Source organism: Serratia rhizosphaerae, from assembly GCF_009817885.1.
GTDB classification, from domain to species: Bacteria; Pseudomonadota; Gammaproteobacteria; order Enterobacterales; family Enterobacteriaceae; genus Serratia_B; species Serratia_B rhizosphaerae.
The window spans coordinates 1,038,198-1,051,142 of sequence record NZ_CP041764.1; the positions used below are offsets into that span (position 1 = coordinate 1,038,198).

Sequence of the window (12,945 nt, forward strand, 5' to 3'; positions counted from 1 at the left end):
CCGACTAAGCTGATAACAGGAGTCATTGAATAGGGAATCGCCGCCATGACAATCAGTTATCCTAAAGTCTGCCTGCTTACCGCCCTGATTTTGCTTGCCGGCTGCGCGCAAAACCGCGACGTGCCGAACCTGCGCAACCAGGTCGGCGAGCTGAGCCAAAAAGTCACCACGCTGACCGAACAGGCTACGGCGCTGGAACGCCAGAAACAGCTGAACCAAGGTTCGACCAGCGGCGTCTATCTGCTGCCCACCGCCAACACGCCGGCACGACTGCAGAGCAATATCGGCGAACTCAGCGTCGCGCTGGATCGGGTAAAAAGCGAAGCCAACGGCTCGCAGGCGGTGCTGCATATCCGCACGCTGTCCGGCAAAGCGCTGCCCGCCTTCAAGGCGATGGTGGAGTGGGGACGGCTGGATGACAACGGCCAGTTGCAAAATGCCGGCGCGCTGTCCCAGCCGATTCAAAACGGCGACTCGCTGCTGGCGAAAACCACGCAAAGTTTCGAGCTGCGCTTCAGCGACGTCACCCCGGAACAGCTGGGCTATATCCGCCTACACAGCGTTGAGCCGCTCACCGCCGAAAGCCGTTAACTCAGCCGCCGGAACCGTTGACTAGTCCTGATATAGGTTGACACTTTTCAGCCTTATAACGCCCGATGAACCTCATCGGGCGTTTTGTATTGTAGCGACAGATGCGGTCGCCGTGCGTTGTAGATTTCCACAGACTGCCTGACCATCTTTCTTGCCTGCACGATGTCTTTCGGTTTGCCAAGCAGGTATTCCGTTTTCAGTATCCCGTTTATCCTCTCCGCCAGCGCATTCTGGTAACAGTCATACCCGTCTGTCATCGAACAGGTGACGCCATGTCGCTTGTGTAACGTCTGATATTCCTGCGAGCAGTACTGGATCCCCCGGTCCGAGTGATGTACCAACGGAGCTGCGGTGCGCCTGCTGGCCAGCGCCATTTTGAACGCACAGGCGACATGCCGGGTATGCAGGCTGTCATGCACATGATACCCCACGATTTTTCTCGACCACGCATCCGTTATCAGACTGATATACGCCGTTCCTGTTTTCAGCGGCAGATAGGTGATATCCGCTACCCACACCTGTTCCGGGCGGCTGGCTATAACCTGATGTTCTCCCGCTTTCAGCAAGTTGGGATGACGGTAAAAACGATGATGGCTGTGCGTTGTCTTATGATACGCCCGTTTAGGCATCACCAGTAAACGGGCGCAGCGCAGTATCCGGAACAGGCGGTCTCGCCCCACATGCACGGGGGCTTCCGGCTGCTGTCGCAGTAAGTGGTGCAGCTTGCGTGTACCCAGTCGGGGCTGGTGTAAGCGGATAGCGGTCACCTGCTCCACTATATGGTGGGCTTGCTCTTCTCTTCCACGTTCACGTTGCAAGGACTGATACCATGCCTGCCGGCTGATACCCATCCACCGGCAGGCGCGTGCTACCGTGAGTCGTGGCGCTTGTGTTTGCGCGATAAGGCAGCCAACTGCTTTTTTGTCAGGGTAGCTCCGAACTCGGTATTCATCACTTTTACGACGGCTTCAAAGAACTGCGCTTTGACTTCAGATTCAGCCAGTTGCTGTTCGAGTTCTTTGATGCGCTGTTCAGGAGTCAGGGGTAACTTGGGCATATCATCTCCGCACAGTCTGGTTGAAGAGGACGAACGCCAGTCGAGTTGGCCATATTTACGCAGCCAGTTCATGACGGTATGACTGCCCTGGATACCGTAGCGGTCTTGTGCCTGACGGTAAGTCATCTCGCCTTTTTCGACCTGTTGGACGACGGCCAATTTAAAGGATAGAGGGTAATCGCGTTGCGTGCGTTTAACATACTGGTTCATCACACTTTCCTCTGTTCGTGAGTAAAATGTGTCAACGCTATTTAGGACGGGTCACGTGCATAAAAAAAGAGCGCCAACCGGCGCTCTTTTATTCCGCTGAACGTACAGCAGATTAAGGCAGAATAGAAGGCTGATCGGCGCCCTCTTTCTCCACTTTCTGCTGCAGCATGTGTTCGCGTTTCATTCCCAGTTTCAACGCCAGCGCAGAGGCGACGTAGATAGAGGAAATGGTACCGATGGACACGCCGATCAGCATCGCCAGCGAGAAGCCATGCAGCATCGCGCCGCCGAAGATATACAGCATCAGCACCACCACCAGCGTGGTGCCGGAGGTCATCAGCGTACGGCTCAGCGTCTGGGTCAGCGACACGTTGACGATTTCGTAAGGCGTACCGCGGCGAATCTTGCGGAAGTTCTCACGAATACGGTCTGACACCACGATGCTGTCGTTCAGCGAGTAACCGATAACCGACATCAGGGAAGCGATGATGGTCAGGTCAATCTCGATATGGAACAGCGACAGCACGCCGAGGGTAATCACCACGTCGTGCGCCAGCGCGATAACCGCACCGGCCGCCAGGCGCCACTCAAAGCGGAAGCCGACGTAGATCAGAATCGAGATCAGCGCCACCAGCAGCGCCATGCCGCCGGTCTGCGCCAGTTCGCTGCCCACGCTCGGGCCGACGAACTCGATACGCTTCACGGTCGCATTCTTATCCACCGACTCATTGATCACGCCGATCACTTTGTTGCCCAGCTCCTGGCCCGCATTGCCGGTAACCGGCGGCATGCGCACCATTACATCGCGGCTGCTGCCGAAGTTCTGGATAACCGGGTCCTGGAACCCGGCCTTTTCCAGCGTATCGCGCATCAGGTCAAGGTTTGCCGGCTGCTCCAGGTTGATTTCAATCACCGTACCGCCGGTGAAATCCAGTCCCCAGTTAAAGCCGCGCACCGACATGATGGCGATAGAGGCGATCAGCACCACAATCGAGATGCCGAAAGCCAGATAGTCCCAGCGCATAAAGTCATAGACTTTACGGCCGTAGTTGAGTTGCTCAACAGTATAATCCTGTGCCACAACGCACTCCTCAGATAGACAGCTTGTTAATGCGTTTGCCGCCGTAAAGCAGGTTGACGATGGCACGGGTACCGACAATCGCGGTAAACATGGACGTCGCCACGCCGATCGCGGTGGTAATCGCAAAGCCTTTAATCGAACCGGTGCCCACTGCGTACAGAATAATCGCGGTGATCAGCGTGGTGACGTTGGCGTCGATAATACTGGAGAACGCGCCTTTATAGCCCTCATGGATCGCCTGCTGAACGGAACGCCCGTTCTTCAGCTCTTCCTTGATACGTTCGTTAATCAGTACGTTGGCGTCAACCGCCACCGCCAGCGTCAGAACGATACCGGCAATCCCCGGCATGGTCAGCGTTGCGCCCGGCAACAGCGACATCACGCCGACGATCAGCACCAGGTTGACCACCAGCGCGCTGGTCGCAATCACGCCGAATTTACGGTACCACACCACCATAAACACGATGGACGCCACCAGGCCCCACAGGCAGGCTTCCAGGCCCTGTTCGATGTTCTGCATCCCCAGGGTCGGGCCGATGGTACGCTCTTCCACGATCTGGATCGGCGCAATCAGCGCACCGGCACGCAGCAGCAGCGACAGCTGACGTGCTTCGTTCGGGTTGCCGATACCGGTAATGCGGAAGCTGTTGCCCAGACGCGACTGAATGTTCGCCACGTTGATCACTTCTTCCTGCTTCACCAGCACCGCACGGCCGTTGGCGTCTTTCTTGCCGCTGTCCTTATATTCCACAAACAGGGTCGCCATCGGCTTGCCGATGTTGTCCTTGGTGAAGTTGGACATCGAGTTGCCGCCGGCGCTGTCCAGCGAGATGTTAACCTGCGGCTGGTTGTACTCGTCCATGGTCGAGGTGGAATCGGTGATATGGTCACCGGTCAGAATCACGCGCTTGTACAGCACGATCGGCTGGCCTTCACGGGTGTTCTTCACTTCCGAATCGCCCGGCACGCGGCCGTTGGCCGCCGCAGTGGCGTCAACGTTGGTGTTAACCAGACGGAACTCCAGCGTCGCGGTAGCGCCCAGAATCTCTTTGGCGCGCGCGGTGTCCTGGATGCCCGGCAGCTCAACCACGATGCGGTCAGAACCCTGACGCTGCACCAGCGGCTCGGCGACGCCCAGTTGGTTGACGCGGTTACGCAGGATGGTGATGTTCTGCTGCACGGCATATTCGCGCGCTTCGCTCAGACGCGCATCGGTCAGGGTGACCTTCATGACGTTGCTGCCGTTAGAGGAGAACACGTAGTCGCGCTGACGCGGCGTCATATAGCTGATGGCCCGATCGCGCGCGTCGTTATCGCGGAAGCGGACCTCAACGCCGTTGTTGTCCAGCTTGCGGATAGACGCGTAAGGGATGCCCTTTTCACGCAGGTCGCTGCGCAGGGTGTCGATGGTCTGTTCCTGCAGCTTGCTGAGCGCGGTATCCATGTCAACTTCCATCAGGAAGTGCACGCCGCCGCGCAAATCAAGGCCCAGTTTCATCGGCTCGGCGCCCAGCATGGACAGCCAGCGCGGCGTCGCCGGCGCAAGGTTCAGCGCCACAACGTACTTATCGCCCAGCGCCGACATCAGGGCTTCACGCGCCCGCAGCTGAACGTCAGGATCTTTAAAGCGAGCCAGGATGGCGCCTTCTTCCAGCGCGATCGACTTGCTCTCGATATGGTCTTTTTCTAATACGGTACGGACCTGGTCCAGCGTAGTTTCACTGGCGGCGACACCGCGCGCGCCAGTGATTTGTACGGCCGGATCCTCACCATAAATGTTGGGAAGCGCATAAAGCAGACCGACGGCGATCACCACGATCAGCATCAGATACTTCCACAAAGGATAACGGTTTAGCACGGCAATTCCCTTCGGGAAAAAAAATTACAGGGCCTTCATGGTACCTTTCGGCAGAACGGCCGCCACGAAGTCACGCTTGATCATCACTTCCGTGGTGTCGTTCAGCGCAATAGCGATAATGCCGGTATCGGCCACTTTGGTAACGCGACCGATCAGACCGCCGGTGGTCAGCACTTCATCACCCTTGCCGATGGAGTCCATCAGTTTTTTATGCTCTTTGGCGCGCTTCTGCTGCGGGCGCAGGATCATGAAGTAGAAGATCAGGCCGAATACCACCAGCATAATGATCAGAGAGTACGGGCTTCCCTGAGCCGGAGCTCCTGCGGATGCGACGGCGTCAGAAATGAAAAAGCTCATTGAAATTCCCTCATTAAGTTATCAATTATTAAACATTTAAAGGCGGAACCGGTTTACCGATCCGACCGTAGAAGTCCGCAACAAACGCCTCTAATTTACCCTCTTCGATGGCCTGGCGTAAACCCGCCATCAGACGCTGGTAAAAGCGAAGGTTATGAATGGTATTCAAACGGGCACCGAGTATTTCGTTGCAACGGTCGAGATGATGCAAGTAGGCGCGGCTGTAATTGCGACAGGTGTAACAATCACACTCGCTGTCCAGCGGAGAAGTATCATCCTTGTGCTTGGCATTGCGGATTTTTACCACACCGTCGGTCACGAACAGATGGCCGTTACGCGCATTACGCGTCGGCATCACGCAGTCAAACATATCGATGCCGCGACGCACGCCTTCCACCAGGTCTTCCGGTTTGCCGACGCCCATCAGATAGCGAGGCTTATCTTCCGGAATTTGCGGGCAAACATGTTCGAGAATACGGTGCATGTCCTCTTTTGGCTCACCTACCGCCAAACCGCCCACAGCGTAACCATCAAAGCCGATCTCCACCAGCCCTTTTACTGAAACATCACGTAAATCTTCGTAAACGCCGCCCTGAATAATGCCGAACAGCGCATTTTTATTGTTCAGCTCGTCAAAACGCTGACGGCTGCGCTGCGCCCAGCGCAACGACATCTCCATCGAACGCTTGGCGTAATCCCAGTCCGCCGGGTACGGCGTGCACTCGTCAAAAATCATCACGATGTCAGAACCCAGGTCATACTGGATTTCCATCGATTTTTCCGGGCTGAGAAACACTTTGTCGCCGTTGATCGGGTTACGGAAGTAAACGCCCTCTTCCTTGATTTTGCGCATCGCCCCCAGGCTGAACACCTGGAAACCGCCGGAGTCGGTGAGGATCGGGCCGGGCCACTGCATAAAGTCATGCAGGTCGCCGTGCAGCTTCATGATCTCCTGCCCCGGACGCAGCCACAGGTGGAACGTGTTGCCCAGCAAAATCTGCGCGCCGGTCTCTTTCACTTCTTCCGGCGTCATGCCCTTTACGGTGCCGTAGGTGCCGACCGGCATAAAGGCCGGCGTTTCCACCACGCCGCGCTCAAAGACCAGGCGGCCGCGACGCGCGCGGCCATCGGTAGTATCTAATTCGTACTTCACTTATCCTCCAGCATCAGAGAAACAGTCTGATGTCATTAATACAGGACCACGCACCGGCGCGGCCCGGAAACTTACTCGCCGACGGATTCGTTTTCCGCCTGCGGGTTACGGCTGATAAACATCGCATCGCCGTAACTGAAGAAGCGGTATTGCTCGGCCACCGCCTGCTGATAGGCATGCATAGTGTTCTGGTAGCCGGCAAAGGCGGAAACCAGCATGATCAGCGTCGATTCCGGCAGGTGGAAATTGGTCACCAGCGCATCGATCACCTGATAGTGATACCCCGGATAGATAAAGATGCTGGTATCGTCGAAGAACGGCGCAATCAGCGCGTCCTTGCTGGCAGCGGCGGCACTCTCCAGCGAGCGCACCGAGGTGGTGCCGACGGCAATCACCCGTTTGCCGCGCGCTTTACAGGCCAGTACCGCATCCACGACCTCTTGCGGCACTTCGGCATACTCGGCATGCATAATGTGATCTTCAATGCTGTCCACCCGCACCGGCTGGAAGGTGCCGGCGCCAACATGCAGGGTGACGAACGCCATCTCCACGCCCTTGGCGCGCAACGCCGCCAGCAGCGGCTCGTCAAAGTGCAGGCCGGCGGTCGGCGCCGCCACCGCGCCCGGCTTTTCGCTGTAGACGGTCTGATAAAGCTCGCGGTCGGCGTCTTCGTCCGGCCGGTCGATATACGGCGGCAGCGGCATATGGCCAACATCATTCAAAATGGCGAACACGTCACGCTCATCGTCGAAACGCAGCTCAAACAGGGCGTCATGACGCGCCACCATGGTCGCAGCGATGCTTTCGTCATCGCCCAGCAGCAGCTCAGCGCCCGGTTTCGGCGCCTTCGAGGCGCGCACGTGCGCCAGCACCCGGCTGTCGTCCAGTACGCGCTCCACCAGCACCTCAATCTTGCCGCCGCTGGCCTTACGGCCGAAGATGCGCGCCGGGATCACCCGGGTATTGTTAAACACCAGCAGGTCGCCGGCCTCCAATTTATCCAGCAGGTCGGTGAACACGCCGTGCGTCAGTTCACCGCTTGGCCCATCCAACTGCAGCAGGCGACAGCCGCTGCGCTGTGCCTGCGGGTAACGGGCGATCAAAGACTCGGGAAGTTCAAAGGAAAAATCGGCGACGCGCATGGTATTCACTTCAGCTAAAAAAATAGGCGCTATAGTCTAAAGCCATGGGGGAAAGGCGGCAAGGAATAAGGCGAATTTCCCGCGCGCCACCGTTATGGCACAGAACGGTGCCTCAAGATAACCCACTTTAAGGTATAGTGACCGGATGAATTTCCTTGCTCATCTCCATTTGGCCCAGTTGGCGGACAGCTCGCTGCTGGGTAACCTGCTGGCCGACTTTGTGCGCGGCAACCCGGCGGCGGACTATGCGCCCGAGGTGGCGGAAGGCATTATGCTGCACCGCCGTATTGACGTTCTGACGGACTCGCTGCCGCAGGTTAAACAGAGCCGCGATTACTTTGGCACCGACTATCGCCGCGTGGCGCCCATCACGCTCGATGTGGTGTGGGACCACTTTCTGGCGCGACACTGGCGGCAGATCGAGCCGACGCGTCCGCTCAGTGATTTTACCCGCCAGGCGCGCGATCAAATCGTTCCTCATCTGGCGCAAACGCCCGAGCGTTTTCAGACCCTGAACCATTACCTCTGGTCAGAACGCTGGCTGGAGCGCTACGCCGAACTGCCGTTTATCGCTCAGGTGCTGCGCGGCATGGCCAGCCGGCGACCGCGACTGGCGGCGCTGGGCGGCTCTTTCGCCGACGTAGAGCGCCACTATCATCAGCTTGAAACACAGTTCTGGCAGTTTTATCCTCAACTGATGCGTCAGGCACAGGCCAAACGCCTGTAGCGGGGCCGGCAAGCGCACGTGACAACGCCGCCTGACAACAATTTTGCCGTTAACGCTTGCCCTTTTGCCGGAAAAGGTTATTTTTAAGGCTCGCTGTATTAATTACTGATATCGATAGATAAAAACTATCTCAATGATTGGCGTTTTTAACCTTTATTCGCCGACGCAAGGCCCCTATACTGGCCCAAGTTTTTGCCCGCGGTTTACCTCCTCGGGCAGACATTAACCCTTAACTACTATTACAGGAGTAATCATGGTCCTGGTAACTCGTCAAGCCCCTGACTTCACCGCAGCTGCCGTACTTGGTAACGGCGAAATCGTTGAAAACTTCAACCTGAAAAAACACCTGAACGGCAAACCAGCCGTACTGTTCTTCTGGCCAATGGACTTCACCTTCGTGTGCCCTTCAGAGCTGATCGCTTTCGATCACCGCTATGAAGAGTTCCAGAAGCGTGGCGTAGAAGTGGTTGGCGTTTCCTTCGACTCCGAGTTCGTTCACAACGCATGGCGTAAAACCCCTGTTGAAAACGGCGGCATCGGTGAAGTGAAATACGCAATGGTTGCTGACGTTAAGCGTGAAATCCAGAAAGCTTACGGCATCGAGCACCCGGAAGCGGGCGTTGCGCTGCGTGGTTCTTTCCTGATCGACAAAGACGGCATCGTGCGTTCTCAGATCGTTAACGATCTGCCAATCGGCCGTAACATCGACGAAATGATCCGCACCGTTGATGCGCTGCAGTTCCATGAAGAGCACGGCGAAGTGTGCCCGGCTCAGTGGGAAAAAGGCAAAGAAGGTATGGGCGCGTCTCCAGACGGCGTTGCTAAATACCTGTCTGAAAACGCTGCCAAGCTGTAATTTCAGCCCTAGCGTTATCTACCGGTCAGCCTTGCTGGCCGGTTTTTTTATGCCCTTTTGTTGTGCAGCCCCGCCGCGTTTTCCTTGTTTTGGTTCACATTCTCCCGTCAATTTTCAGCGCGTGCCGCGCCATGGCGCTACGCTGTAACCGCTGGCCTGTTCTTTGCAGAGCCTGATAATAAAAAACTGACAGGGTAGGAATATCAATGTTTTTGCACAAATGGAGTCAACCCCTGACCATGGCGGCGCTGCTGGTCAGCGGCAGCCTGCACGCCGCCTCCACGCCGGCGGTAGAAGCACGGCAGGGTATGGTGGTCACCTCGCAACGTCTGGCCTCACAGGTGGGCGTCGACATTCTGAAAATGGGCGGTAATGCGGTGGATGCCGCCGTGGCCGTCGGCTACGCGCAGGCGGTGGTTAACCCCTGCTGCGGTAATATCGGCGGCGGTGGTTTTATGACCGTCCATCTGGCCGACGGCACCGATACCTTTATCAACTTCCGTGAAACCGCGCCGGCGGCGGCCAGCGCCGATATGTACCTGGACGCCGGCGGCAAAGTGAAAAAAGGCGCCAGCCTGTACGGCTACCTGGCCGCCGGCGTGCCGGGCACCGTGCTGGGCATGGAAACCGCGCGCAAAAAATACGGCAAGCTGAGCCGCGAACAGGTGATGGCGCCGGCCATCAAGCTGGCGCGGGAAGGCTTTGTGCTGACGCGCGCCGATACCGATATCCTCGATACCACCGTCGCACGCTTTAAGCAGGACCCCGAAGCGGCCAGAATCTTCCTGCGTAAAGACGGCAGCGCGCTGCAGCCGGGTGATCGTCTGGTGCAGGCCGATCTGGCCAATACGCTGGACACCATCGCCAAACAGGGGCCGGACGCCTTCTACCACGGTAAAATTCCGCAGGCGGTGGAAGCGGCGGCCCGTAAGGGCGGCGGTATTCTGACCGCGGCCGACTTCGCCAACTACAAAGTCACCGAAACGGCGCCGATTACCTGCAGCTACCGCGGCTATAAGTTCGTCTCATCGCCGCCGCCAAGCTCCGGCGGCGTTACGCTGTGCGAAACGCTGAATATCCTGGAAGGCTACGATCTGAAAAGCATGGGCTTTAACTCGGCGGCGGCCATCCACACCATGACCGAAGCCATGCGCCACGCCTATATGGATCGCAACACCTATCTCGGCGACCCGGCCTTTATCAACAACCCGATCGACCGGCTGGTCAGCAAAAGCTATGCCGAGCAAATCCGCAAGCAAATCGTCCCCGGCAAGGCAACGCCGTCGGAAAACGTGCAGCCCGGCATGGAGCCGCATGAAAAACCGGAAACCACTCACTACTCCATCGTCGATCATGACGGCAATGCGGTATCAACCACCTATACGGTCAACGGCCGCTTCGGCGCGGTGGTGATCGCCCCCGGCACCGGTTTCTTCCTCAATGACGAAATGGATGACTTTACCGTGAAGGTCGGCGAGAAAAACCTCTATGGGCTGGTGCAGGGCACCGCCAACGCCATCGCCCCCGGTAAGCGCCCACTATCGTCGATGAGCCCGACGCTGGTGACCAAAGACAATAAAATCTTTATGGTGCTCGGCTCACCGGGCGGTTCGCGCATTATCACCATCACGCTGCAGACCGCGCTTAACGTGATCGACCACGGCATGGCGCCGCAGGAGGCGGTGGATGCGCCGCGCATTCACCACCAGTGGCTGCCTGACGAGGTCTACTACGAACAGCGCGGCGTCTCCGCGGATACGCTGAATCTGCTGCAGAAGATGGGTTACAAAATGGTGGAGCAGACGCCATGGGGCGCGGCCGAACTGATTCTGGTCGGTCTGCCGGGCGCGGCGGGCGTGACGCCGGCCAACTCCGGCAATGACTCGGCGGTCTCCGGCAAGGTGCGCGAAGGCTATCTGTACGGCGCTAACGACGTACGCCGCCCGGCCGGCGCGGCGATCGGCTACTGATGCCATCCCGGGGGCCGCTCGGCCCCCGTTCTTTTAGCTAAAGCCGCCAGACGCTCGCCGATTCCGCGGCCAGACGCAGCGACAGGCCGCCATCGCACGCCGACAGTTCGCCCTCGCCTTCCAGCCTCCGCCAGTCGCCCGGCGTCAGCAGCGGGCTATATGCCAGCCGCACCGCCTGATTACCGCCGCCGCGCTGCAGCGCCACCAGCACGCGCTCCTGCTGGTAAGTACGTACAAACACCAGCGTCTCCCCCTGCGCGAACAGCACCTGACAGCCGCCGCGCCGCAGCGCCAGACTTTGCTTGCGCAGTGCCGCCATCCGCTGAAACAGCGCCAGCAGCGGCCATTCCCACTGGCTCTCATCCCAGGGAAACGGCTTACGGCACAGCGGGTCATTCTCACCGTCCAACCCCACTTCATCGCCGTAATACAGGCAGGGCACGCCGATCCAGCTCATCAGCCACACCGCCGCCATGCGCATCCGCGCCATATTGCCGCCCAACAGGGTCAAAAAACGCGGCGTGTCATGACTGTCGAGCTGATTGAACATTATCAGTTGGCGGTTATGCGGCAGACCGGCGCGGTAGCTGTCCATCCATGTTGCAACGGCGGCGGCGTCCAAATCGACAGGATGACGCGCCACATCAACCCCCGCCAGAAACGCCCGCAGCGGCAGGGCAAAGCCCATATAGTTCATCGCCGCATCTTCTACGCCGGCATGCAGCCAGCGGCGCGCATCGCCAAAATGTTCGCCCAGCAGATAGGCGGCAGGATTCTCCTCTCTGGCCGCCTGATAGATGCCCGCCAAATGGCGCAGGTTACCGCCGGCGCCGCCGTTCTCCCCAAGCATATGCACCACGTCCAGCCGCCAGCCGTCAATGCTGTACGGCGGCTTCAGCCAGTGGCGCACCACGCTGTCGGCATCACCATAGATCGCCGCCGCTACCTGCGGCTCGGCGTAATTCAGCTTCGGCAGGCTGGCGTTGCCTTTCCAGGTGAGTGCGGTGCCGTCGGGATAAAAGTTAAACCAGTTACGGTAGCGGGAATCCGGGTGGTGGCAGGCGCCCTCTTCACCCTGCCGGTGACGATCGAACCACGGATGCGAATCGCCGGTATGGTTAAATACGCCGTCCAGCAGCAGTTTCATCCCTATTTTGTGAGTGCTTACTCGCAAGCGTCGCAGCGCCGCGTTGCCGCCCAGGTACGGGTCCACCTGATAGTAATCCTCGGTATCGTATTTATGTACGCTGGGCGCGGTGAAAATCGGATTGAGGTAGAGCGCGGTGACGCCCAACTGCTGCAGATAGGGCAGCTTCATAATAATGCCGTCCAGATCGCCGCCGTAAAAGGTCGACGCCGCCAGCCGTTCGTCCAACGGCTGCTGCCAGCTGCGCCGCTCCACCGGCGTACCGGCGGCATGATGCACGTAGCTGCCGCTCTGTATCCCATGCGCGCCGCCGCTGCTGGCGAAGCGATCGGGGAATATCTGGTAAAACAGCCGATCCGCCACCCAGCCCGGGCCGTCGTCCGGCTCGTCGAGCGCGAACTGCGTCAGTTGATCCGGCGGCGTCAACGACCAGCCTAACGGGCCGAACCAGCGCTGGCGGTCGGCCCACAGCAGCTTAAAGCAGTAGCGCCGCGTCGCCTCTCCTTCATTCAGCGTCAGGCTGGCGCGATAGCACAGCCGGCCGTCAACGGACTGCGCCGCCATCGGCAGCAGCCACTCTTCATTATCCGGTTCCGCACGCAGCAATACCTGCAGGGGCGGCATTGAAGCCTGCAACCACAGCGTGATATCCAACTGCTGCCCATTCTTTTCCACAAACGGCGGCACCGGCAGATGCCAGGCTTCCAGCATAACGTTCCTCCCGCTGTTGCCAGCGCAAATAACCGTGAATTGCGCCCAGCATGCCACGCCGCCCGTTCCCGTCACTCATCTGTCA

The 12,945-nt window shown here is 58.6% G+C and carries 10 protein-coding genes and 1 pseudogene; 4 read left to right on the top strand and 7 right to left on the bottom strand.

Going from position 1 to position 12,945, the window contains the following annotated elements:
* The first annotated feature begins 45 nt into the window (after positions 1 to 45).
* The gene (locus tag FO014_RS04935) at positions 46 to 591 is read left to right on the top strand and encodes a SadB/YajI family lipoprotein (RefSeq protein ID WP_160028115.1); all 546 of its coding nucleotides are present in this window, start codon (positions 46 to 48) and stop codon (positions 589 to 591) included.
* Between the two features lie 21 nt (positions 592 to 612).
* Here the strand turns inward: FO014_RS04935 and FO014_RS04940 are convergent.
* From FO014_RS04940 to queA, 6 genes and pseudogenes are all read right to left on the bottom strand, one after another.
* Positions 613 to 1,858: pseudogene (locus tag FO014_RS04940) on the bottom strand (IS3 family transposase).
* 112 nt (positions 1,859 to 1,970) lie between these two features.
* Positions 1,971 to 2,939, bottom strand: a complete 969-nt coding sequence (gene secF / locus FO014_RS04945; protein ID WP_105229996.1) for a protein translocase subunit SecF — start codon at positions 2,937 to 2,939, stop codon at positions 1,971 to 1,973.
* A 10-nt stretch (positions 2,940 to 2,949) separates the two neighbouring features.
* Positions 2,950 to 4,797: a protein translocase subunit SecD gene (secD, locus tag FO014_RS04950; RefSeq protein ID WP_160028117.1), complete on the bottom strand. Its 1,848-nt coding sequence runs from the start codon at positions 4,795 to 4,797 to the stop codon at positions 2,950 to 2,952.
* Positions 4,798 to 4,821: 24 nt separating this feature from the next.
* Entirely contained in the window at positions 4,822 to 5,154 is a 333-nt protein-coding gene (gene yajC / locus FO014_RS04955; protein ID WP_004949246.1) for a preprotein translocase subunit YajC, read from the bottom strand.
* A gap of 28 nt (positions 5,155 to 5,182) precedes the next feature.
* On the bottom strand, positions 5,183 to 6,307 hold the full coding sequence (gene tgt, locus FO014_RS04960; protein ID WP_105229994.1) for a tRNA guanosine(34) transglycosylase Tgt: 1,125 nt from the start codon (positions 6,305 to 6,307) through the stop codon (positions 5,183 to 5,185).
* Positions 6,308 to 6,378: 71 nt separating this feature from the next.
* Positions 6,379 to 7,449 carry a tRNA preQ1(34) S-adenosylmethionine ribosyltransferase-isomerase QueA gene (gene queA / locus FO014_RS04965; protein ID WP_105229993.1) on the bottom strand — a complete coding sequence of 357 codons (1,071 nt, stop codon included), beginning with the start codon at positions 7,447 to 7,449 and terminating at the stop codon, positions 6,379 to 6,381.
* 145 nt (positions 7,450 to 7,594) lie between these two features.
* On the opposite strand from queA, the gene FO014_RS04970 reads away from it, so the two are divergent.
* The 3 genes from FO014_RS04970 (at position 7,595) to ggt (ending at position 11,002) form a co-directional block, all read left to right on the top strand.
* Entirely contained in the window at positions 7,595 to 8,176 is a 582-nt protein-coding gene (locus FO014_RS04970) for an acyl carrier protein phosphodiesterase (protein WP_160028119.1), read from the top strand.
* Between the two features lie 253 nt (positions 8,177 to 8,429).
* Positions 8,430 to 9,032: a peroxiredoxin C gene (locus tag FO014_RS04975; protein WP_054305460.1), complete on the top strand. Its 603-nt coding sequence runs from the start codon at positions 8,430 to 8,432 to the stop codon at positions 9,030 to 9,032.
* Between the two features lie 206 nt (positions 9,033 to 9,238).
* On the top strand, positions 9,239 to 11,002 hold the full coding sequence (gene ggt, locus FO014_RS04980) for a gamma-glutamyltransferase (protein WP_160028121.1): 1,764 nt from the start codon (positions 9,239 to 9,241) through the stop codon (positions 11,000 to 11,002).
* Positions 11,003 to 11,039: 37 nt separating this feature from the next.
* On the opposite strand, the gene malZ is transcribed toward ggt, so the two are convergent.
* Entirely contained in the window at positions 11,040 to 12,860 is a 1,821-nt protein-coding gene (malZ, locus tag FO014_RS04985) for a maltodextrin glucosidase (RefSeq protein WP_160028123.1), read from the bottom strand.
* Between the last annotated feature and the right edge of the window lie 85 nt (positions 12,861 to 12,945).

What these genes read in the sequence shown, in the direction of transcription:
- malZ (WP_160028123.1), bottom strand. Translation starts at nt 12,860, where the DNA reads ATGCTGGAAGCCTGGCATCTGCCGGTGCCGCCGTTTGTGGAAAAGAAT.
- FO014_RS04935 (WP_160028115.1), top strand. Translation starts at nt 46, where the DNA reads ATGACAATCAGTTATCCTAAAGTCTGCCTGCTTACCGCCCTGATTTTG.
- yajC (WP_004949246.1), bottom strand. Translation starts at nt 5,154, where the DNA reads ATGAGCTTTTTCATTTCTGACGCCGTCGCATCCGCAGGAGCTCCGGCT.
- queA (WP_105229993.1), bottom strand. Translation starts at nt 7,449, where the DNA reads ATGCGCGTCGCCGATTTTTCCTTTGAACTTCCCGAGTCTTTGATCGCC.
- FO014_RS04970 (WP_160028119.1), top strand. Translation starts at nt 7,595, where the DNA reads ATGAATTTCCTTGCTCATCTCCATTTGGCCCAGTTGGCGGACAGCTCG.
- FO014_RS04975 (WP_054305460.1), top strand. Translation starts at nt 8,430, where the DNA reads ATGGTCCTGGTAACTCGTCAAGCCCCTGACTTCACCGCAGCTGCCGTA.
- ggt (WP_160028121.1), top strand. Translation starts at nt 9,239, where the DNA reads ATGTTTTTGCACAAATGGAGTCAACCCCTGACCATGGCGGCGCTGCTG.